This window comes from Corynebacterium sp. (assembly GCF_030535495.1).
Classification (GTDB): Bacteria; Actinomycetota; Actinomycetes; order Mycobacteriales; family Mycobacteriaceae; genus Corynebacterium.
Window position 1 is genome coordinate 22,401 of sequence record NZ_JAUNRW010000003.1, and the last position, 21,887, is coordinate 44,287.

Genomic DNA, 21,887 nt, shown 5'->3' on the forward strand with positions numbered 1-21,887 from the left:
CATCCCTGCTCGTGTCACTCTAGAGCACAGAGTAACTAAAAGCTCATCACTTCGTTACCTGTCCGTGATTTTACTTGTGTTTACCTGCTGACTTCCGGCGAAACCTCGTACTCCCACGCCAACCTCATTCCGGGGGTGGGCGGGCCGAACTCCTGCAGAACCTCCTCCGCATCATCGCTGAACTCGAGGGTCCGGCCGTCGGTGAGGGCGAAGCGGATGTTGCGCAGGAAGCGACCGGCACTCATGGGTTCGCGGTAGGAGGCCATCAATTCGGCCAGGGCCGGGGTCTGCAGGGCGTCCCGTGCCTGCCCCGTCTTCACCGGGTCGTACCACGGCGGCAGATAATCCAGGTGCAGCGAGGTGTCCGCGGCCTGCCAGGAGAAGGGCAGCCACTTGTCGTGCCCGATCCGGGCCTCGGGATCGCGAGGCTGGCGGGCGGCCAGGGGGGTGGCCAGCCCGACGGTGTCGAGCACGCGCATCTCCAGGGGAGCATTCATGCTCGTCATGCCGAGGTTGATGTGGTACAGCGTCGGCGGCTGGCCGACCAGGCCGGTGGGATCGGTATCGAGGTACTCGCGTGGGATGCGCGGGGCGGTGGTCCACGACATCTCACCCTCGCCGAGGGTGAACATCGTCATCAGGCCCGCGTCCTCCGCCATCGCCCGTTCCATGACCTCGGGGTAGTCGTTCATCACCATGGCGGTGAGGAAGTCGGAGGCGAACATCGGCGGATCACCCTGGTCCCGGTAGGTGGCGAAGGCCCAGAAGTCACGCTCGTCGACGATGCCCAGTTCCTCATAGTCCGTCTCCCAGTCGATGGGATGCCCGGTGATGGTGGTGCTCACCGACCACCAGCACACCGCCGCCAGCCCGAGGGCGGGCACTGCGTCGACACGCAGGGAGGTCTGTCGCAGATCCGCCAGCGGAATGAGCGCCACCGGCAGGAGCAGGGCGAACAGGGGCAGAAGCAGCATTCGGCCGTGCATGAAGTCGCCGCCGACGCGCACCACGTAGAGCACGTGGAGCAGGGCCGCCACGACGATGAGTGCGGTGACCGCCACCGGGGTACGCAGCCCCACCCGGGGCGCGGTACCCACGGTCGCCCGCCACAGGGTGACCGCGGCCAGCACGAGGAGCAGCGCCAGCGCCAACCACAACAGATAGGGATCAGCCAGGTCCTGGACATAGGCCCAGCCCGATTCCCATTCGGCGTCGCCGGCGGACTTGGCCACCGCCGTGTGCGGGGTCAGCAGGCCGTAATAACCCATGCGGAAGATCTGGTACCCGGCCGGGACCGGCAGCGCCACGGCCAGGATGAGCGCCCGCTGGCGCCAGGACGTTGCAGCGAGAAGCAGCAGGAGCCCCGCCAGGCCGCCGTAGAGGGCCAGCTCAGGACGCACCAGCCACGACAGGCCCGTCCAGAAGGCCAGCGCGTAGGTAATGCGGTCCGTCTGAGGCGTGGCCGCATGCCGGGAGGCGGTGGGGCCATGCTGTGCCCAGCTGGCCAACAGCCACCACAGCCCGGCGATCCACAGGAGACTGAGCCCCCATTCCAGGCCCGAGGTGGCGAAGTCCCGCGCCGGAGGCAGCGCCAGGTACACCAGCCCACCGGCGGGCAGGAGGAGCAGGCTGGAACGGCGCCGGTGCAGCACGGCCGTGCCCCACGCACCGATGCCGAGGGCCACGGTGGTGAAGATGAGTGCCAGCCACGTGGCGATCACCTCCAGGCGGGCATCGCTGACCAGTGCCACGAGGTAGATCAGGTACTGCCACAGCGTGGAGGTGTTGGTCTCCACCCGTTCGCCGGCGTTGAAGACCGGGCCGTTTCCGGCCAAAAGATTGCGCACGGTGCGCAGGACGATGAGGCCGTCGTCGCTCATCCAGCGCCGCTGCCATCCGCCCCAGAAGGCGAGAACAGCCAACAGCAGTGCCGCCACGGCACCGCTCCACAACGTCAGGGATGCCCGGCGTTTGTTCGGTTGACCGGACACCCCGGCAGCTGTGGTCATGAGTGCAGATCGTAGCAGGGGGACACCCCGGGACTTACATCATCGGGACCAGGTAAACAGCCATGATGATGCACAGCATCCACAGCACGGCGAGCAGCTGGAGAACGCGGTCGGACAAGGCCATCTCGTCCGGTGCGCCGCCCGCGCCGCGGTCGACATCCGCGGCGTAGCGCAGGATCGCGATGGTGAACGGCACCATGGAGATCTGGTACCAGACACCGGCCATGCCCTCGACGGAGTTGGAGAGCTGGAAACCCCACAGGGCGTAGCTCATCACCACAGCGGTGGCCGCCAGGGTCCACACGAAACGCAGGTAGGTGGCGGTGTAGCCCTGGAGGGAGCGGCGGATCTTCTTGCCGGTGCGCTCAGCCAGCTGCAGCTCGGCATAACGCTTACCGGAGGCCATGAACAGGGAGCCGAAGGCGGCCACGAGCAGGAACCACTGGGAGAGGTCGATGCCGGCCGCCACGCCACCGGCCATGGCGCGCAGCATGAAACCGGAGGAGACCAGCGCGATGTCGATCACCGGCAGGTGTTTCCAGCCGAAGCAGTAGCCGAGCTGCAGGGCGATGTAGACGGCAACGACCGCGGCCAGGCCCCAGCCGGAGGAGGCCAGGAAGGACAGGCCGATCGCGGCGATGATGAGCACCACCGCCATGGCGTAGGCCAGCCCCACCGGCAGCATGCCGGAGGCGATGGGACGGAAGCGCTTGGTGGGGTGCTGCTGGTCGGCTTCAACGTCGCGGGCGTCATTGACCAGGTAGATCGAGGACGCGGCGAGGCAGAAGACGAGGAAGGCGAGGGCGACGTCGAGAAGCGTGCGTCCGTCGAGAAGCGCGTCGGCACCGGCCGCCGCGGGGGCAGCGACGACGAGGACGTTCTTCACCCACTGCTTGGGGCGCAACGCCTTGAGCATGGCATCCGGGAGGTTCTTCGGGGGGCGACGCCGGCGGGTGTTGTCGATCCCCTCGGTGTGCGGCTCCGGATAGAAGATGCCGGTCCTCTCCTCCACCGGGTGTGATTCGGTCACGCGCTTTTCCTCTCGATTGCGGTGATGACCTTGGCCGTGGTGGCTCCCAGAACGGCGCCGGCCAGGGTGTCGGTCGGGTAATGCACTCCCAGAACCATACGCGAGACCATCATGAGCGGAATGCCGAGCAGCGGCGCCTTCGAGCCGCTGAGGTCCGACAGAGCGACCATCGCGGCGGTGGTCGAGGTCGCGTGCGAGGAGGGGAAGGACAGCCGCGACGGAGTGCCGACACCCACCCGGATCCGCGGATCATGCGGACGCGTGCGTCGCACGATGCGCTTGATCACCACGGAGGCGGCGTGGGAGACGAAGGCGGAGGCGCCGAGCGCCAGCCACTGGCGGCGGCGTCGCTTATCGACGACCGCGCCCGCCCCCGAGAGCGCGAACCATCCGAGGGCGTGCTCACCGATGTGGGACAGGGTGGTGGCGGTGGGAATCACCCCCGGCTTATCGACGAGGGCGTCCTGCACCCGGAGCAGCAGGTCCACTTCACGGTTGCTCATTCGAAGATCTTCCTCCAGGAATCGCGGCTGACCAGCTGCGGCTGGGCGGCCCGGTAGGTCTCGCGGAGCTCATCGAAACGCTCGGCGATCTCCTTCTGCAGGGCCCAGGTCTCCTTGAGCAGGCGCTCGGCGAGCTCACGGTCGCGTTTACGGAAGGCGACGCCGTTGTTGCCGGCGGTGGTGACGGTGGCACTGTCGACGCGGGAGAGGGAGAACCAGCGGGCCTCGGACGGGGACAGGTTGACCTGCGGAGTCTCGTGGTGACGCGGGTCCTCCTTGCCCAGGGAGTGCTTGAGGCCCTTGAGCAGCCACCCGACCTTCTTGACCTTGGCCAGACGGCCGCCGATGTCGCGGGTGGGCACGCCCGGCGCGCCGGAGGCCGGCGGCAGGTCGGCGGCGGAGGGGATGACGACGGCATCGGAGTAGTTCTTCCGGATCTCCGCGATGCGCGGCAGGGAGGACTCGAGGATGTCGAAGAGCTGGTCGGGGCCGGCGAGGAAGTCCTTCATCGACTCCAGCTGGATGGCCAGGGTCGAGTACTCCATGCACATGAGGTGCTTGAAGGTGGACTTGCGCATCGAGGAGATGATCCCGTCGACGGGCCCGTTGTGGTTGAGCGCGGCGACGATGAGCCGGTTGCGCAGGTGGAAGTAGGCCTGCCAGTCGATGGCGTCATCCTTGTCCGCCCAGGCCATGTGCCAGACGGCCACGCCGGGCCAGGTGGCCGTGGGGAATCCCGCCTGGGCGGCGCGCAGGGAGTACTCGGTGTCGTCCCACTTGATGAACAGCGGCAGCGGCTGGCCGATCTGCTCGGCGACCACGCGCGGGAACATGCACATCCACCAGCCGTTGTAGTCGACGTCGATGCGACGGTGCAGATCCCGGGAGTTCTTCGCGTCCGGGTCGCGGGCGTCTGTGTCCTGGCCGGTGAAACCGAGCGGGTACGTCGCGAAGTCATGGTCGTAGGTCGAATGCGGGGCCGGGCCCCACATGAAGTCGTGATCCTGGACGATCTCGCCCATGGTGCGCAGCTGGGAGCGTTCCTGCAGGTTGAGCATCTGCCCGCCCACGATGATCGGGGACGCCGCGTAACGGCCCACCTGGACCGAACGCAGGATGGACTCCGGCTCGATGGCGATGTCGTCGTCCATGTAGAGGATGAACGGGGCATCGCTGACGTCACCGAGGGCCTCGTACATGATGCGGGAGTAACCACCGGAGCCGCCGAGGTTGCCCTGGCGGAACTCGTGGAAGCGCCCGCCGAAGTGGGCGACGGCCTCGTCGTAACCGGGCTCATCGGCCGGGTGCTGCGTGCCCTGGTCGGGCATGATGACGGCGTCGATGGCGGCGTCGACAAGCGGGTCCTCGCCGAGTGCCTGCAGTGCCGCGACCGCATCGGTGGGGCGGTTGAATGTCGGGATGCCGACGGCGACGCGCTTGTCGAAGGGGCCGACCTCGGTGCCGTCCGGCATGATCTGCGGGCCCGGCTCGCGGTCGGCGTACCAGCCGGCCTCGGTGAGGGTGGTCGCGGTCTCCGCGGTGACGTCGAACCACAGCCACCCGCCGTCCTCGAAGTGGGAGAGCGGGATGGTGAATTCCGCCACATCGTCGGTGACCAGCTCTCCGCCGACGGCGACACGGGTGCCGTCGATCTTGGAACGGTAGACCTCGATGCTCGCCTGTCCGGCGACCTGCATACGCAGGAGGACATGATCGAGCTGCGACCAGCGACGCCAGTAGCTGGCCGGGAAAGCGTTGAAGTAGGTCTGGAAGGAGGCCTCGGCGCCGGCCGGAACCGTCACCGTGACCCGGTCCTCCCAGGTCAGGCGCTCCTTGTTCTGCTCCGCCTCGATGAGGTAGAGCATGCGTACGTCATGCGGCTCGCCCTTGCGCGGCAGCAGGATTCGCTGCAGCATCTCACGCACGGGGGCATTCGGGTTGTTCTTCACGTCGGGTGAATCCGCCTTTCGACTCATCTCCGGAACAAGGGTAGTGCCCGCGCCCCGGATTCCGCGCCGCACGCACCGAGAACCCACCCTTATACTTGCCGCATGAGAAAGCTGATCACTGCCCTCGTCCTCGGCGTGATGCTGCTCGGCACACCCGCCTCAGCCGCCGTGTCCGCCCGCTCCGTCGAGGTCCTCGACCTGGCTGACGATCTCTCGCAGGCCGATGAGCAGCTGCTCATCGACCGCACCCCGGAGGTTGATCTGCCTGCGGAGGTCACCGACGTGACCTATGTCCTCTTCCCGGACAATGACGACAACCTCAACGACACGGTCCGGCACTTCGGCGAGAACGAACGCCGCGATCTCATCTCGGAGGCCGGCGACAAGTTCGCACCCGGAGCGCTCATCGTCGCGGTCGGCCTCGACCCCCGTCGGATGGGCGTCTACTGCGGTGACGACGTGTGCGACGCCATCGGCTTCTACTCGCCGGGCCGCCAGGACGGCATCCTCGACCGCATGGAACAGCCGCTGCGCGACGGCAACTGGGCCGCCGGCATGCTGGAGGGCACCCGCGCGGCGGCGGATCCGGGCGCGGTGCGCGAGACTTCGGACGGGCCCGGCGTCATCGGCTGGATCATCGGTGCGGTCATCGCCGGCATCGGCCTCATCGCCGGCGTCTTCGTGTGGCTGGGCACCCGCCGGTCGAAGGCGAAGAAGGCCCGGGAGCAGTTCGACGTCATCCAGCGTGACTACGGTCGAGTCGCCCAGGACCTGCAGGCCATCGACGTGCGCGCCCACTCGCTGACCTCTCCCCTGGCCAATGATCAGCTGCGCGGGCAGTGGGAGGAGGTCAAGTCAGGTTTCCTCGGACTCAACGACACCTTCGGCGAGCTCGACGGGCTCAGCGCCTCCTCCCCGGACAAGGATTTCCGCCGTCACCACCAGGCCATCGGCGTGGCCCACGAGCAGGTCACCCGGCTGCAGACGGCGGAGGGCAACATCGAGACCCTCGCCCGGATGGAGCACGGCGACCAGGAGATCCGGCGCCGCGAGCTCACCGACATGCATGAGGATGTGCTCGCCGCCGCTGCCGCCGTGGACGACGAGTCCCTGCGTCACCGCCTCGAGCGTATCGACGCCCGCATCCTCGACCTCCGCGCCCGCCTCGACGACCCCCGGTTCATGGACACCTTCGCCGACCTCATCACGGACACCCGCATCATCCTGCAGGCAGCCCAGGACCGGATGTACGCGGAATCCGACGTGGAGAAGGACGACGATCACCGGGCCCCGGCGGTGTGGGAGTCGACGTGGCGCCCGGGCTACGGATACGGCAACTATGTCCCCTACGGGATGATCCACACCTGGCACTCCGCCGATGTGCAGGCGGCGTCATCGTCGTCTTCTGCGACGACCGGGTATTCCTCGGGTGGTTTCTCCGGCGGCGGCGCCTCCCGCGGCTTCTAGGCGGCGAACTCCACGGAGCGGGCGGGGACGACCAGCTGCGCGATGCGGGCCTCCAGGTCGTCGGCGAAGGCGCGGGCCTGGTCGATGGTCATGCCGTCGGTGGCGGGCACGTCCCACTGCAGGAAGGTGCGGCCCGGGAGGTCGTGGGGCTCGGCGGCGTCGAGGTAGACGACGACGTCTGCGGCGGCCAGGGTGCGGCGGTCGCTGTGGTAGCGGGCACCGTCGGCGGCCAGCCCGCGCTCGTTCATGACCCACTCGATGAGCGCGTCCTCACGGTTCTCGGGGTGGGTGTCGGCGACGGTGGCCACGACGCCGTTGCCGCTGACCTTGCGGGCCAGGGCCGCGGCCAGGACGGCGCGGGCGGCGTTGGTGCGGCTGGCGAAGAGGATTCTCGCGCGTGGAGTCCCCATCTCCCCGTGCGTCCACAGATGGTCCTCGATGCGTCCCGCCGCCTCACGGTGGACGAGGACGGGGAGGAAATCAGTGACCCGCGCGGTGGCGGTGTGCTCGGCGATGACTGCGTCGAGAATCTCGTCGATGACCGTGGAATCGGCGCGGTGGCCGAAGCGGGTGTAGAGGTCCTGGCGTACGGAGTGGAAGTTCATGATGATCCCTTTCTTGTTGTTTACCTAGCGTTAACCTTAAGTGAACAAAAGGTGAACGCGCAACTAAACATCCTGGGACTTTATGGCCAGACCTCAGAAAACCGCAGGTCACCGATGTTTACCTTGAGTTAACTTTTTGACATCAGCCATGTGAGTACGACCACAGAAACGCAACAACGCCCCACGAGGGGGCGTCGATAAGCGGTGGGTGAAGCGGTGTGTCAGGCGGCGTCGAAGGAGGCCTTGCCGAGCTCCACGAGCAGCTCCTTGACATGCGCCTCGATGGCGTCCGCGATCTCGCGGACCTTCTCGATGGGCTGATCGGCCGGGTCGTCGATATCCCAGCGCTCGATGCGATCGCCGGGAATGCCCGGCACCTCGTCGACACCGAGGAGGACCACGACGTTGGCGCGGTGGACCGTGCGCGGCACGATCTCCTTCTGGTACAGGTGTCCGGTGGGGATGCCGCGTTCCTGCAGCACCTCGATGACCTGCGGGTCAATCCCGCCGACGGGGTTCAGGCCGACGGAGCGGACGAAGACGCGATCACCCACGGCCTGCGACATGATGGCGGAGGCCAGCTGGGAACGACCGGCGTTGCGCTCACACACGAAGAGCACCTCCGGGCGGGCGGTGCCGCTGCGACCCTTGGCCTCGGCGCGCTCCTCGAGGATCTCGGAGACCTCGCGCTCGATGATGGTGGGCAGGAAGGTGGTCACCGTGGCGTTGGCTTCGGCGTCGGCGATCTTCTCGTCGAGAAGCTCATCGATGGTGCGGGCATAGAAGTACTGGCCGTAACGGCGGTGCATGTCCTCGCGGACGATGGCGTAGCGGTCGCTGTTCATGGTGTCGGCACCCTTTCGTGGAGCGGAAAACCTGTCGTTTTCCCGTTGTTAACCTAGAGTTAACTTTACGCCCCGGTGCCGACTGACACAACTAGTGACCGCGCTCCTGCTCCAGCTCCACACCGTCCTCGAAGAACGGCACGAGCTTGTTCTCCCACAGGGTCAGCGCCGCCGCGATCGCCATGTGCATGTCCAGGTACTGGTACGTGCCCAGACGCCCACCGAAGAGCACCCGGTTGTCGCGGGCCTCGGCGGCGGCGAGCTCGCGGTAGGCCTTGAGCATCTCGCGGTCCGCGGGCGTGTTGATCGGGTAGTACGGCTCGTCGCCCTCCTCGGCGAAGCGGGAGTACTCCTTCATGATCACCGTCTTGTCCTGCGGATAGACGTCCTCGCGCTCCGGGTGGAAATGGCGGAACTCGTGGATACGGGTGTACGGCACGTCCGCATCGTTGTAGTTCATCACCGGGGTGCCCTGGAAGTCACCGGTCTGCTGCACCTCGGTGTGGAAGTCCAGGGTGCGCCACCCCAGCTGCCCGGCGGAGTAGTCGAAGTAGCGGTCGAGCGGGCCGGTGTAGACGACCGGGGCGTCCGGGGATTCGGCGCGCAGCCCGTCGCGCACGTCGAACCAGTCGGTGTCGAGGCGGACGTCGATAAGATCGTGCTCCGCCATGTTCTCCAGCCATGCGGCATAACCGTCGACCGGCAGCCCCTCGTAGGTGTCGTTGAAGTAGCGGTTGTTGAAGTTGTAGCGCACCGGCAGGCGGGTGATGTTGCCGGCGGGGAGGTTCTTCGGGTCGGTCTGCCACTGCTTGGCGGTGTAGTCGCGGATGAAGGCCTCATACAGCGGGCGGCCGATGAGCGAGATCGCCTTCTCCTCCAGGTTGTTCGCGTCCTGGGAGTCGATCTCGGCGGCCTGCTCGGCGATGAGCTCGCGCGCCTCATCCGGGGAGTAGTAGCGGCCGAAGAACTGGTTGATCAGACCCAGACCCATGGGGAACTGGTACGCGGTGCCGTTGTGCATGGCGAAGACCCGGTGCTGGTAGCCGGTGAAATCGGTGAACTTGTTCACGTACTCCCACACCTTCTTGTTGGAGGTGTGGAAGAGGTGGGCACCGTACTTGTGGATCTCAATGCCCGTCTCCGGCTCCGCCTCGGAGTAGGCGTTGCCGCCCAGATGGTTCCGACGCTCGACGATGAGCACCTTCTTGCCCAGCTGGCTGGCCGCGCGCTCCGCGACAGTGAGTCCGAACAGGCCGGAACCGACAACAATGAGGTCGTAAGTCATGGAAGTGAGGCTAATCGACGCCCCCCTCCCCCGCCCGCTGCAACACCGGGGATCACGACACGCCGACACCGAGTTATTGTCACATCAGTATCATCGGTCCCGGATGTGTACTAGAGTTCACTCGTGACCAGTTTGGCCACACGTGTACCTATTGTTGTTCCACCCAATTTTTCAGGGAGCCCCCACCGTGCAGCAGCGACGCCGTATCGCCACAGGGCAGACCAGCGTCAACCCGACGTTGGCCGTTGTCCTGTCCCTTGCCCTCATCGTCTCCGCCGCCATCGGCGGCAACCAGATCCTCAAGACCCAGGACATCGGATCCGGCCCCATCGAGGTGTCGCAGGCGACCGAGTCCTTCGCTTCCGGTGACAACGTGCTTATCGACGACGCCGCCATCGCCGCGCAGTCCGGCGTTCCCGGCCCGCGCACGGTGAAGGAGTTCAGCCGCGACGAGCAGTTCTCCATGTTCGCCATCACCTGGCTCGATCACCGCGACCTGGCCGCCTTTGTCCGAGCGGAGATGCCGGACGGTTCCTGGGGCCCCTGGTGGGACGCCGAGGCCATCGGCGAGCTCGGACCGAACGGCGAGAACGGCACCGAGCTGCTCTACGTGGAGCCGACCAACAAGGTCCAGGTCTCCATCACCGGCGTCGACATCCTCGGCGCACCGGAACAGGCCCCCGAGGCCGACATCACCATCCCCGAGGAGACTCCCGCTGAGCCCGCAGAGGCCGCAGAGGCCGCCGCACAGCCGGTCGGCGCCGGCCTGGCACCGCTGCCGACCAACTACGGCGACATCCAGCCGGTGGCAGACGTCGCCGCCCCGGAGGACCTGGACGTCGTGTTCATCGACGGTAACGCCGAGGCCGGTGGCATTGCCCTGGCCACCGACTCCGTGACCCGCGGCATGCCGCCGGTGGTCACCCGCGCCGGCTGGGGAGCTCCCTCCGGCAGCCGCTGCGGCACCACGTACGACAACTCGCTGCAGGCCGCCGCGGTCCACCACACCGCCGGCTCCAACAACTACACCCGGGCCCAGGCCGCCAGCATCATGCGCGGCATGCACAACTACCACGCCAACACACTGCGCTGGTGCGACCTCGGGTACAACGCGGTCGTCGATAAGTTCGGCACCATCTACGAGGGCCGCGCGGGCGGTCTGGACCGCAACGTCCAGGGCGCGCATGTCGGCGGCTTCAACCGCGGTACCTTCGGTATCTCCATGATGGGCAACTACGACATCACCCCCACCACGCCCGCCATGGTCCGCTCCGTGGGCGAGATGATCGGATGGAAAGCGGCCATCGCCGGTTTCAACCCGCAGGGTTCCGCCCCGTACACGCCGTCGTCCTTCGGCGGCTCCAAGTACTCCGGCGGCGTCACCATGACCCTGCCCAACGTCTTCGCACACCGCGATGCCCACCACAACGCCTGCCCGGGCCAGTACGGTTACGCGCAGATGGGCACCATCCGCGCCATCGCCCAGGAGAAGGTCCAGCAGATGCGACGCGGAGGCGGCACCACGACCACCACGCCGTCCGCCACGGAGACCACGACCGTGACCACCCCGCCCGCCACGGAGACCACGACCCCTCCGCCGGCGACGGAGACCACGACCGTGACCACCACGCCGCCTCCGCCGGCACCGGCCCCCGCGCCGACCAACAACCCCCTCGGCCTGCTGGGCAGCGCGGCCGGTGGCGACGCCACCTCCCTGCTCGCCATCGCCGGCACGCTGGCGGGTCTGGCCGTGGCCTTCCTCGCCACCGAGGGTTCCCTGCCGGGCACCACCCAGCAGGTGGGTGACATCGAGATCATGGAGAACGTCTCCCTCCAGGACCTCAAGCCGGTGCTGGACATCGTGTCCACCTTCGCCAGCGATCCGCAGATCAACGAAGCTGCGACCCGGGTGGGCACCACCTACGGCGCAGCGCTGGGTGACCCGCGCGGCGGCCTCAACACCCCTGACGCCACCTACGCCCTGTTCGACAACGGCATCATCATCAATGAGGTCGACAGCACCGAGGCCCGCGCACTGTGGGGTGTCATCGGAGACCTCTGGGCGGCCCAGGGCTTCGATCTCGGCCCGCTGGGCATGCCGCTCAACGAGGAGTACAACGACGGCGACCTCATCCGCGTCGACTTCGAGGGTGGCTACGTCACCTTCAACCCCGCGGACGGCAATGTCGACGTCAAGCTGACGTAGCTTCCGCCCGCTGCTTCGCGACGCCCCGGACCACACGGTCCGGGGCGTCGCTTCTGCGTTCCTGACCTGCCGAAACTCCTGGGCCCACCCCCGCTCATCACCCCCATGTCCGGGGCATGCTCTAGCGTGACGTTCGAACAGGTAATCGAGAACAGGTGAGGAGGTGAATCCGATGCCCCAGGCGTCGTGGGCAGTACTTGATCCCCGCAATTTCCACTATGAGTACCGGCTGGCCAAAGTCCAGGCCGAGTACGCGATGTGGCGCTCCGCGCAGCCCATCACCGATGTCCGCAGTGAGGAGGACTGGTCCACCCTGTCCTCGGTTCTCTACTCCGAACTCGGGATACCCAAACATCGACAGGAGCGGTTCCTTGATGCCCTGGAGTGCCTCGACCGCCTGCCCCAACTTCGGTCCTTCCAGGAGAGCACGTGGCTGCTCGACATGGAGCAGCTGTCGGCCATCGAGCGCGCGGTCGGCGAAGCACCCGTCGCCATCCAGAACGACGACTTCTTCTGGCGGGCGCTCGACGAGGATCTCATCGAACGCTTCACCCCGACCCGTCCCCGCCAGCTCGCCCCCACCAACTCGACGATCAAGGCCACCATCTTGGGCACGATCCGCAGCGTGGAGACCCAGGCGATACCGGACTATGCACCGCTGGGTGCCAACCCGGATGAGGGCCCCGAGCCCTGCGAAAACCCGGGTGAACTGATGTCCACGCTTCCCCCGCAGGAGGAGGAGCCCGACATGCTGTCGATCGAGGACCTCCCCGGCGGCCGGGTGCGTTTCGATCTCTTCGTCGGGCAGGCCGCAGGCACCCAGATCGCCGATGCGGTGCAGCAGGCCGCCAGGGAGCGGGAATGCTCCCAGGCGGAGGCCCTGACTCAGCTGATACTGGGCAACATCACCACCTCGGTCACCACCATGGTGTACTCCGCCCGGGATGTCGCGGACTCCCCCGTCCACCACCCGCAGCGGGGCATCCTCAGCGATGCGGCCGCTGCCACCCTGAAGGACCTGGTGACCAAGGTCATCGACATGGACCAGGCTGCGGATGCTGCGACCCCTTCCTACGAGACCACGGCACCGATCCGCGCCTACCTCGTCGGCCGCGACTGGGTCTGCCGCTGGCCCGGGTGTTCGCGCAAGGCCACCTACTGCGACGCCGACCACCGGATCAACCACGGCGATGGCGGTCCGACAACCGCCTCCAACATGGTCATGTTGTGTCGCCACCACCACAACCGAAAAACTGACCAGCAGGCCTTCTACCTGCTGGATCCGATCACCGCCGATGTGTACTGGCTCTTCTCCGACGGCACCTGGGTGGTCGATGCAGCCACCGGTCCTCTGGCCCCGAAGCAGAAGCACTGGGTCCAGACGTTCTCGCAGCGTCGCGAACGGCGCCGGGAGATGCTCGCGGCGCGTGCGGCCGCGGAGCGCTTCGCGGACTACCGGGACAGGATCGACAATCCGCCCGAACCCCGCCGCTACCTTCCCTGGCGGCAGGACGCCGACCCCGAGCCGCGCCCGGTGGAGGTCTAGTCCCAGTTGAGGGAGCGTTCCACCGCTCGGTTCCAGTCCGCCACCAGCGCGTCCCGGCGATCACCGGACCATTCCGGGCGCCATGCTTCATCCGGTGCCTGCAGCGAGCGAACCTCCTCCAACCCTGCCCAGTAGCCGGTCCCGATGCCCGCGGCGAAGGCGGCTCCGAGTGCCGTCGTCTCGATGTTGCCGGGCCTGACCACCTCCGCGCCCAGCACATCCGCCTGCAGCTGCATGAGGGTGTCGTTGGCGGTCATGCCGCCGTCGACGCGCAGGCTGGTCAGGTCGATGCCGGAATCCGCCACCATCGCCTCCACCACCTCCCGGGTCTGCAGAGCCGTGGCCTCCAGCGCGGCGCGGGCGAGGTGGGTGCGATCCGCGAAACGTGTCAGGCCCACGATGACGCCGCGGGCATCCGGGCGCCAGCGGGGGGCGAACAACCCCGAGAAGGCCGGGACGATGAACACCCCACCGTTGTCGTCGGCGGCGATCGTCTCCACCTCATCGGCGGAACGGATGATGCCCAGCTGATCCCGCAGCCACTGGATCAGCGAACCGCCGACGGCCACCGAGCCTTCCAGGGCGTAGACCGGTTTCTCCCCGTCGCGCTGGTAGAGAACCGTCGTCAGCAGGCCGTGCTCGGAGAACTGGGGCTCATCTCCGGTGTTCTGCAGCAGGAACAGACCGGTGCCGTAGGTGCTTTTCGCATCACCGACCTCGAAGCACCCCTGCCCGAACATGGCGGACTGCTGGTCCCCGAGGACGCCGGTGATGGGCACCCCGGCCAGGGTGCCGCGACGGCGCACGGTACCGAATTCCGACAGCGACGGCCGGATCTCCGGCAGCACCTGAACGGGGACCCCGATCTCCGCACACAGCTCCTCGTCCCACCGGCAGGTCCGCAGGTCCATGAGCAGGGTGCGCGAGGCGTTGGTGACATCGGTGGCGTGCAGCGCCGGACGACCCTCATCACCGCGGGCCCCGCCGGTGAGGTTCCACAGCAACCAGGAGTCGATGGTGCCCGCGAGCAGCTCCCCGGCCTCGGCCCGCTCCCGGGCCCCGTCGACGTGGTCGAGGATCCACGCGATCTTGGGACCCGCAGGATAGGAATTCGCCAGCAGTCCCGTCCGATTCAACAGGCGCTGCGGGTCCTCGCCGGCGATATCGGCGGTGCGGGTGTCCTGCCAGACGATGGCGTTGTGGATCGGTCGGCCGGTGGCCGGATCCCACACCACTGCGGTCTCCCGCTGGTTGGTCACCCCGAGCGCGGCGATGCGGTCCGGGGAGACGTCGATGTCCACCATCGCGGACGACACCGCGCGGCGGGTGTTGGCCCAGATCTCCAGGGGATCGTGCTCGACCCACCCCTGCCGGGGCATGATCTGCCGGTGTTCGTACTGGGCGGAGGAGACCACCTGACCGGTGTCATCGATGATGACGCAGCGCGTGGAGGTGGTGCCCTGGTCGATCGCCGCCACATACTGTGTCGGATGGGAAGCCGTCATGGCTCAATCCTAGAACCACCGCTCCAGCACCTGCGCCAGTCCGGCCTCGTTGTTGGTGCCGGTGACGAAGTCGGCGACATCCTTGACCGAGTCACGCGCATTGCCCATGGCCACCCCGGTGCCGGCCCAGGCCAGCATCTCGATGTCGTTGGGCATGTCACCGAAGGCGATGACATCGCGCTGGTCGATGCCGTGCATGGCGGCCAGGGTGGACACTCCGAGCGCCTTGGTCACTCCGGGGGCCGCCACCTCGAGCAGCCCCTCGTTCATGGAGAAGGTCACGTGCGCGACATCCGGGTCGAGGAAGGGCGTGAGCAGGTCGAACATCTCCGGTGCGGTGAGGTCAGCGTGTCGCAGGAGCATCTTCACGGCCGGTTCGCTGATCACCTCGTGCTCCGGCAGCACGCCGAAGCCCTGCACCTCCCAGGTGTTGAGGAAGTCGGGGGCGATGACGAACATCTCCTCCTCGGGGTCGAAGGCCGAGCTGCCCACTCGCTCGCAGGCCACCGACACCCCGCCGACCTCGTGGAACGCCTCCCGCGCCAGCTCGACGACCTCGGCCATGGTGTCCGGGGCCAGGGTGTGGGAGGCGATGACCTGGTCGTTGGCGGAGTCGTAGACCACCGCGCCGTTGGCGGTGACGCACACGGGGCGGATGGGCAGCTGGTCCAGGACGGGGAAGATCCACCGGTGCGGGCGCCCGGTGGCCAACGCCACCCGGGTGCCCGCCTGCTCAGCCCGGACAATGACGTCACGGACCCGCGGGAGAACTCGCTCCTGCGAGGTGATGATGGTGCCGTCAACATCGCTGGCCACCAGTTTCGGTGCCGGACCGGGTGTCTCCATGAGCTATCTCCTGAGTTTTTCCTTCACCTTGTCGATGAAGGAGCGTGCATTGCCGAGCTTCGCATCGGCGCGCTTGTCCACCTTGGCGGCCGCCTTCTTCTCCGCGCGGGCCACCTTGGCGGCCTTGGCCTCGGCGTCGATGCGGCGGGCGTCGATAAGCGTGGGTGCAGAGCCGCCGTCCTGGGCGGGCATCCAGAACTCCCCGGCCGGGAACGGGCCGTAGGCCCGGGTGTAGTCGTCCTGGACGCGATCGAGGAGCACCTGCATGGCGTCCTTGAGGCGCTCGATGGCCACGTCCGGATCACCGGACGGGTCGACGGGTTCGCCCACCCGGATGAACACCGGCGTCTTCGTCCGGCCCAGGCGCTTGGGATGCCCCTTCGTCCAGATGCGCTGCGAACCCCAGATGACCACGGGAATGAGCGGGGCTTCGGCCTCGGCGGCGATGCGGGCCGCGCCGTTCTTGAACTCCTTGAGCTCGAAGGACCGCGAGATCGTCGCTTCCGGGAAGATACCGACCAGTTGCCCGGCGCGGAGTCGCTCGACGGCGTCGATAAGCGAGGACGCCCCGGCGGAGCGATCCACCGCGAGGTGCTGCATGGCGCGCATGAGGGGACCGGCGACGGGGGCGTCAAAGATCTCCTTCTTCGACATGAAACGCACCAGGCGGCGTCCCTGCAGGTGAGCGGGGATTCCGCCGAAGATGAAGTCGTAGTAACCGGTGTGGTTGAACGCCAGCAACGCGGGGCCCTCGAGCGGGATGTTCTCCGCGCCGAAGACGGTCAGCCGGATGCCCTGCGCCTTCATCAGACCGCGGACGATCGGGATGATGGGGCTGTTGTACGGGCGTTCCTTCGCCTCCACCGGGTGATCGGGCACCTCGGGCAGGTCGCGCGGGACGTAGAAGCCCCGGCGCTTGGTGAACGGTCGTGTGGCCATGATCTCTCCCCTACTTCTTCGGCTCGAGTACATCCTTGCCCACGAAGGGGCGCAGCGCCTCCGGAACGACGACGGAACCGTCGGCCTGCTGGTTGTTCTCCAGGATGGCGACGAGCCAGCGGGTGGTGGCCAGCGTGCCGTTGAGGGTCGCGGCGATCTGGGCCTTGCCGTTCTCGTCGCGGTAACGGGTCTGCAGGCGCCGGCCCTGGAAGGTGGTGCAGTTCGACGTCGACGTCAGCTCGCGGTAGGTGTTCTGGGTCGGGATCCACGCCTCGGTGTCGAACTTGCGGGCCGCGGACTGGCCGAGGTCACCGCCGGCGATGTCGATGATGCGGTAGGGCACGCCGACAGCCGAGAGCATGTCACGCTCCATGTCCAGCAGTGCCTGGTGCTGGGCGGTGGCGTCCTCCGGCTTGCAGTAGACGAACATCTCCAGCTTGTCGAACTGATGGACGCGGATGATGCCGCGGGTGTCCTTGCCGTAGGAACCGGCCTCGCGCCGGAAGCAGGAGGACCAGCCCGTGTACTTCACGGGGCCGTTCGACAGGTCGATGATCTCGTCCTTGTGGTAGCCGGCGAGCGCCACCTCGGAGGTGCCCACCAGGTAGAGCTCATCGCGCTCGAGGTAGTAGATCTCCTCGGCATGGTCACCGAGGAAGCCGGTGCCGGCCATGATCTCCGGGCGTACCAGCACCGGCGGGATCATCAGCTGGAAGCCGGCCTCGCGGGCCTTCTGCGCGGCGAGCATCATCATGCCCAGCTGCAGGAACGCGCCGTCGCCGGTGAGGTAGTAGAAGCGGGAGCCGCCGACCTTGGTGCCGCGCTCCATGTCGATAAGCCCCAGGGAGGTACCCAGTTCCAGGTGGTCCTTAGGCTCGAAGTCGAACTCGCGGGGCTGCCCGACGTTCTCCAGGACAACGAAGTCATCCTCACCGCCCGCGGGAGCGCCCTCGACGACATTCGACAGCTGCATCTGCAGCTCGGCGACGGTGGCCTCGGCGGTCTTCTGCGCCTCCTCAGCCTCCTTCACCTTCGCCTTGAGCTCGTTGGAGCCCTCCAGCAGCGCCGGGCGGTCCTCCGGGGCGGCCTGGCCGATCTTCTTGCCGAAGGCCTTCTGCTCGCCGCGCAGGGCGTCGGCCTCCGAGATCGCGGAGCGACGCTGTTCATCAGCGGCAATGAGCTTATCGACGAGCGCCGGGTCCTCACCTCGGGTCACCTGGGAGGCGCGGACGAGGTCGGGATTCTCGCGAAGGAATTTGAGATCAATCACGCATACGAGCCTACCCTCCGGAGGGCGTGATCATCCCGACAGGCCGACCCCCCACACTGGTCATAACCAGCGGCGTAGGATTGTTGCCATGGCTGCTGCACCTTCTCCCCCCGAGTTGCCCGCGACTCCCATCACGGACGGGCCGAAACCCAAGCACGCGCAGCTCCGGGCGATCCTGGAGGAGATGTGCGCCACCCAGCTCCACCCCGGCGACCTGCTGCCGGGCGAACGTGTCCTCGAGGAGACCTACGGGGTCTCCCGCATCACGGTGCGGCGGGCCATCGGCGATCTCGTCGCCAGTGGCAGGCTGCGCCGGGCTCGCGGCAAGGGCACCTTCGTGGCCCCGAACCCCCTGGTCTCGCGCCTGCACCTGGCGTCCTTCAGTTCGGAGATGGAGGCCCAGGACGTCGCGGCCGCCTCGAAGATCCTGCTGTCCGAACGCGCCCCCGCCCCACCGGAGGTTCTCGAGTTCTTCGGTTCGGCGCCCGCCACCCCGCACACGCACCTGCGGCGCCTGCGGCTCGGCGACGGTGAGCCCTATTCCATCGACGACGGCTGGTACAACGCCGAACACGTCCCGGACCTTCTGGAAAATGACGTCTACAACTCCGTCTACTCCATCCTGGAGAAGCATTACCGCGTCCCCGTCACGGAGGCCGATCAGGTGGTCACCGCCGTCGAGGCCGACGAGCAGCAGGCCGCGCTTCTCGACGTCACCCCCGGCACCGCCCTGCTTCATATCGTGCGGTTTTCACGTTCCGGGACACTGCCGGTGGAGTGGTGCTCCTCGGTGTACCGCACCGACCGCTACCGGTTGAACACCCGTGTCACCCGGGTGAGTGGGTAGAATCCGGACATTATGACGACTCCCACCGCACGTTCCGCGGCAGCCGTACGCACCGGACTGGTGGCGGCACTCGCCGCCTCCGTCGCCGTCGGCTCCTACGGGATCTTCTCCGCGGACGAGGTCACCGGAAACGGCACCTCTCCGACCACCGTCGCGGGTGCGGGCGGGGACGACGGCTCAGGCACCGACACAGACGCAGACAACGGAAACGGTTCCGCCCCATTCACCACGGCCGACGTCGGGGCCTGCCTGACGTGGGACATCGCCGCCGACGGCACCATCAGCAACTTCCAGCAGGCCTCCTGCGACGGGGAGCACCGCTTCGAGATCTCCGCCCGGGAGGATCTGGCCGCCTACCCGTCCTCCGAGTTCGGCCAGAACGCCTCGATGCCGGATCTGACCCGCCAGGCCCAGCTGCGGGAGGAGCTGTGCCAGACCCCCACCCTGCGCTACCTGGGTGGCCGCTTCGATCCGGTCGGCCGCTACTCCATCGCCCCGATCCTGCCGCCCGCCGAGGCGTGGGAGGCCGGTGACCGCACGATGCTGTGCGGGATCCAGGCGACCGATGCCGCCGGTGTGCCCATGCTCACCACGGGGGCCGCCGCCGAGCAGGATCAGGCGGTTGTCGCGCAACCCGGTGAATGCGTGTTCGTCGATGACTCCCGCTCGCTGCGCACCGTCGACTGCGCCGAGAATCACCAGCTGGAGACCACCTCCATCGTGGATCTCGCCCCCGTCTTCCCGGAGGGCACCCCGAGCATCGAGGATCAGGACCGCCACCTGCAGGACGTGTGCACCCGGGCCGCCATCGACTACCTCGGGGATGAGGAAGCCCTCTACCAGTCCACCCTGCAGCCCTACTGGGGCACGCTCGGCCAGGCCTCGTGGATCGGCGGCTCACGGTCGGTCAACTGCTCGTTGTTCCACGCCAACCCGGAGGGTGGGTTCTCCAACCTCAACCGTTCCGCCCGGGAGGACCTGCTCATCGACGGGGAACCTCCCGCCGAGCAGCCTCCCCGCAACCCGCTGCGTGAGCAGCCCGCCCCCTGATGGTCGACATCAGCGACGAGGCCTTCGACGACCTGGTCAACGACGCCCTCGACCAGATCCCGGACGAGTTCGCCCGCCGGCTGGTCAATGTGGCCATCCAGGTCGCGGACTACAACGAGGAGCATCCCAGCTACCTGGGCCTCTACGTCGGGGTGGCACTTCCGGACCGCACCCACCACCACACCGGATACCTCCCCGACGCGATCTTCATCTACAAGGAACCGCTCAAGCGTTACTCCCGCTCCCTGGAGGACCTGCGCGAGCAGGTGAAGGTGACCGTCTTCCACGAGGTCGGCCACTACTTCGGCCTCGAGGAGGAGGATCTCGAGCGTCTGGGGTGGGGTTAGATCTGGTGGTCCAGGTCCGCCCAGCGCACCAGCTTCCACTCCCCGAAGGGCCGGTCCCCGGGTTCCAGCACGATGAACCGGCAGTTGCCCAGGTATCCCGCGAAGGCGAAATCGGGATCGACGCTGGCCGCGTGGGCCGCCATGGTGCGGATCGCCGCACCGTGGCTGACCACCAGGACATCCTGGTCCGCTCCATCCGCCAGGTGGGTGAGCACGAGGTTCTCCATGACGGGCCGGTAGCGGTCCATCAGTTCCAGGTAGGTCTCCCCGCCCGGGATGCGCGCCTCAGCGTCCGCGTCCAGCCAGCCGCGTAGGGCGGTGGCGTACGAGCGGTGGGAGTCCTCGTCGGAGAGCATCTCGTGGTCACCGGCGAAGATCTCGTGGAGGCCGACCTCGACGTCGATGGGTATCTCGCGTTCCCGCAGTCCAGCGGTCTGCTCGAAGGCGGTCATGGCGAGCAGCGCGGTCTGCTGGGCGCGCAGCGCCACGGAGGAGACCACCGCGCCGAGGCGCCCGGGTGAACCACCGCCGGCCTGGCAGACATCGACGAGCTCGACACCGACGTTCCATGCCTGGTTGCGGCCGTTATCCGTCAGTTCCGCCCCCGGCGGGCGGGTGTCGAGCTTGCGGGCGACGTTGCTGTGGGTCTGGCCGTGGCGCAGCAGAATGAGGCGGCCGCTCATGCCTTCCCCTCCCGGGCGTCGCGGACCCAGTCGGTGGCCCGGTCCAGGCGGGCCAGATCAGTGGCCGGTGTGCCCTCCCCGCGCCCCGGGGCGGGCCAGGACCCGAGGTAGGTGATGTCCTCGGCGCGCAGCCACAGGGCGCGCAGGGCCTCGGCGACGGGGGCGTCATCAATGTGCCCGACCAGGTCGACATAGAAGTGGTAGGTGCCGAAGGTCCGGCGGGTGGGGCGCGACTCGATACGGCTCATGTCGACCCCGCGCAGGGAGAACTCCGTGAGCGCCCCCACGAGGGTGCCCGGCTCATTCGGCAGGGTGAACACGACGGTGGTCTGGTCGGTACCGGTGCGCGGCGTCGGCACACCCCGCGGTCCGACGACGACGAAGCGCGTGCGGGCACCGGCCACGTCGGCCACGTCGCGGGCCACCACGTCGAGGCCGAAGAGGACCGCGGCGCGGTCCGGGGCCGCAGCGGCATCCGCCCGCCCCTCGGCGACGGCTTCCGCGGCCGCCGCATTGGAGGAGGCGGGCACGAACCGGGCTCCCGGAATGTGCGCCGCCAGCCACTGCCGCACCTGCTGATGCGCGACCGGGTGGGTGGCGAACGTCTGCACGTCCGCCAGGTCCGTCCCGGGGCGCAGCATGATGGAGAACGCGATCTCGATCTCCAGCTCGTGGTAGATCTGCACGCCCCCGGCCTCCACGAGAGCATCGAACGTCGAGGTCACGGCCCCGTCGACGGAGTTCTCGATGGCCACGCACGCGAAATCGGCCCGCCCGGCGCGCACGGAGTCGAGCGCCTCGCGCGGTGAGCTCACCGGCAGCTGGGTCACCTCACCGGAACCGAACGCCCCCTGATCCTGGAAGCGGATGAGCGCGGCCTCGGTGAACGTGCCCGCGGGGCCGAGGTAGGCGACGGTGGTGGTCTCATTCATGTCTGCCAGCCTATCCAGTCGTA

General features: G+C 67.6%; 19 protein-coding genes. 6 read left to right on the forward strand and 13 right to left on the reverse strand.

The features are described from left to right. Nucleotides 1-80 precede the first annotated feature (80 nt). Genes zomB through Q4F73_RS00845 form a run of 4 tightly spaced genes read right to left on the reverse strand, consistent with a single transcriptional unit; the run spans nt 81 to nt 5,458 of the window. A complete protein-coding gene (zomB, locus tag Q4F73_RS00830; protein WP_303357451.1) occupies nt 81-2,009 on the reverse strand; it encodes a flagellar motor control protein ZomB in 1,929 nt (642 codons plus the stop codon). Nucleotides 2,010-2,043: 34 nt separating this feature from the next. Beyond that, nucleotides 2,044-3,039 (reverse strand): decaprenyl-phosphate phosphoribosyltransferase, encoded by a 996-nt coding sequence (locus Q4F73_RS00835; protein ID WP_303357452.1) that lies wholly within the window; start codon nt 3,037-3,039, stop codon nt 2,044-2,046. Next, the gene (locus Q4F73_RS00840; RefSeq protein ID WP_303357453.1) at nt 3,036-3,542 is read right to left on the reverse strand and encodes a phosphatase PAP2 family protein; all 507 of its coding nucleotides are present in this window, start codon (nt 3,540-3,542) and stop codon (nt 3,036-3,038) included. Before Q4F73_RS00840 ends, Q4F73_RS00835 begins: the two co-directional genes overlap by 4 nt. Next, nucleotides 3,539-5,458: a glycosyltransferase gene (locus Q4F73_RS00845; RefSeq protein ID WP_303357482.1), complete on the reverse strand. Its 1,920-nt coding sequence runs from the start codon at nt 5,456-5,458 to the stop codon at nt 3,539-3,541. Before Q4F73_RS00845 ends, Q4F73_RS00840 begins: the two co-directional genes overlap by 4 nt. 135 nt (nt 5,459-5,593) lie before the next feature. Here Q4F73_RS00845 and Q4F73_RS00850 point away from each other — a divergent pair, with 135 nt between their 5' ends. Then, a complete protein-coding gene (locus Q4F73_RS00850) occupies nt 5,594-6,958 on the forward strand; it encodes a DUF5129 domain-containing protein (RefSeq protein ID WP_303357454.1) in 1,365 nt (454 codons plus the stop codon). On the opposite strand, the gene Q4F73_RS00855 is transcribed toward Q4F73_RS00850, so the two are convergent. From Q4F73_RS00855 to glf, 3 genes are all read right to left on the reverse strand, one after another. Further along, nucleotides 6,955-7,563, reverse strand: coding sequence for a three-helix bundle dimerization domain-containing protein (locus Q4F73_RS00855; RefSeq protein WP_303357455.1), 609 nt, complete (start codon nt 7,561-7,563; stop codon nt 6,955-6,957). The genes Q4F73_RS00850 and Q4F73_RS00855 overlap by 4 nt on opposite strands. Before the next feature lie 221 nt (nt 7,564-7,784). After that, nucleotides 7,785-8,408, reverse strand: a complete 624-nt coding sequence (locus Q4F73_RS00860; protein WP_303357456.1) for a low molecular weight phosphatase family protein — start codon at nt 8,406-8,408, stop codon at nt 7,785-7,787. 91 nt (nt 8,409-8,499) lie between these two features. After that, nucleotides 8,500-9,693, reverse strand: coding sequence for a UDP-galactopyranose mutase (gene glf / locus Q4F73_RS00865; protein ID WP_303357457.1), 1,194 nt, complete (start codon nt 9,691-9,693; stop codon nt 8,500-8,502). A 187-nt stretch (nt 9,694-9,880) separates the two neighbouring features. Between glf and Q4F73_RS00870 the strand changes: the two genes are divergently transcribed. Together Q4F73_RS00870 and Q4F73_RS00875 are read left to right on the forward strand one after the other, a co-directional pair. Then, on the forward strand, nt 9,881-11,899 hold the full coding sequence (locus tag Q4F73_RS00870) for an N-acetylmuramoyl-L-alanine amidase (protein ID WP_303357458.1): 2,019 nt from the start codon (nt 9,881-9,883) through the stop codon (nt 11,897-11,899). A gap of 172 nt (nt 11,900-12,071) precedes the next feature. Continuing rightward, nucleotides 12,072-13,445 carry an HNH endonuclease signature motif containing protein gene (locus Q4F73_RS00875; RefSeq protein WP_303357483.1) on the forward strand — a complete coding sequence of 458 codons (1,374 nt, stop codon included), beginning with the start codon at nt 12,072-12,074 and terminating at the stop codon, nt 13,443-13,445. Here Q4F73_RS00875 and glpK read toward each other — a convergent pair. The 4 genes from glpK to serS are packed head-to-tail and all read right to left on the reverse strand — an operon-like array spanning nt 13,442 to nt 18,005. Continuing rightward, nucleotides 13,442-14,950 carry a glycerol kinase GlpK gene (gene glpK / locus Q4F73_RS00880; protein ID WP_303357459.1) on the reverse strand — a complete coding sequence of 503 codons (1,509 nt, stop codon included), beginning with the start codon at nt 14,948-14,950 and terminating at the stop codon, nt 13,442-13,444. The two genes, Q4F73_RS00875 and glpK, sit on opposite strands and share 4 nt — an antisense overlap. Before the next feature lie 9 nt (nt 14,951-14,959). Continuing rightward, nucleotides 14,960-15,796 carry a Cof-type HAD-IIB family hydrolase gene (locus Q4F73_RS00885; RefSeq protein ID WP_303357460.1) on the reverse strand — a complete coding sequence of 279 codons (837 nt, stop codon included), beginning with the start codon at nt 15,794-15,796 and terminating at the stop codon, nt 14,960-14,962. A gap of 3 nt (nt 15,797-15,799) precedes the next feature. Continuing rightward, nucleotides 15,800-16,735, reverse strand: a complete 936-nt coding sequence (locus Q4F73_RS00890) for a 1-acyl-sn-glycerol-3-phosphate acyltransferase (protein WP_303357461.1) — start codon at nt 16,733-16,735, stop codon at nt 15,800-15,802. Between the two features lie 10 nt (nt 16,736-16,745). Next, on the reverse strand, nt 16,746-18,005 hold the full coding sequence (serS, locus tag Q4F73_RS00895; RefSeq protein ID WP_303357462.1) for a serine--tRNA ligase: 1,260 nt from the start codon (nt 18,003-18,005) through the stop codon (nt 16,746-16,748). Nucleotides 18,006-18,093: 88 nt separating this feature from the next. Between serS and Q4F73_RS00900 the strand changes: the two genes are divergently transcribed. From Q4F73_RS00900 to Q4F73_RS00910, 3 genes are read left to right on the forward strand one after another with little or no spacing between them, the layout of a single operon-like run. Continuing rightward, entirely contained in the window at nt 18,094-18,852 is a 759-nt protein-coding gene (locus tag Q4F73_RS00900) for a GntR family transcriptional regulator (protein ID WP_303357463.1), read from the forward strand. Nucleotides 18,853-18,864: 12 nt separating this feature from the next. Continuing rightward, nucleotides 18,865-19,902, forward strand: a complete 1,038-nt coding sequence (locus Q4F73_RS00905; RefSeq protein WP_303357464.1) for a septum formation family protein — start codon at nt 18,865-18,867, stop codon at nt 19,900-19,902. Next, a complete protein-coding gene (locus Q4F73_RS00910) occupies nt 19,902-20,249 on the forward strand; it encodes a metallopeptidase family protein (RefSeq protein WP_303357465.1) in 348 nt (115 codons plus the stop codon). The genes Q4F73_RS00905 and Q4F73_RS00910 overlap by 1 nt, the downstream gene beginning before the upstream one ends. On the opposite strand, the gene Q4F73_RS00915 is transcribed toward Q4F73_RS00910, so the two are convergent. Together Q4F73_RS00915 and pheA are read right to left on the reverse strand one after the other, a co-directional pair. Continuing rightward, nucleotides 20,246-20,932 carry a histidine phosphatase family protein gene (locus Q4F73_RS00915; protein ID WP_303357466.1) on the reverse strand — a complete coding sequence of 229 codons (687 nt, stop codon included), beginning with the start codon at nt 20,930-20,932 and terminating at the stop codon, nt 20,246-20,248. The two genes, Q4F73_RS00910 and Q4F73_RS00915, sit on opposite strands and share 4 nt — an antisense overlap. Continuing rightward, nucleotides 20,929-21,864: a prephenate dehydratase gene (gene pheA, locus Q4F73_RS00920; protein WP_303357467.1), complete on the reverse strand. Its 936-nt coding sequence runs from the start codon at nt 21,862-21,864 to the stop codon at nt 20,929-20,931. The genes Q4F73_RS00915 and pheA overlap by 4 nt, the downstream gene beginning before the upstream one ends. Between the last annotated feature and the right edge of the window lie 23 nt (nt 21,865-21,887).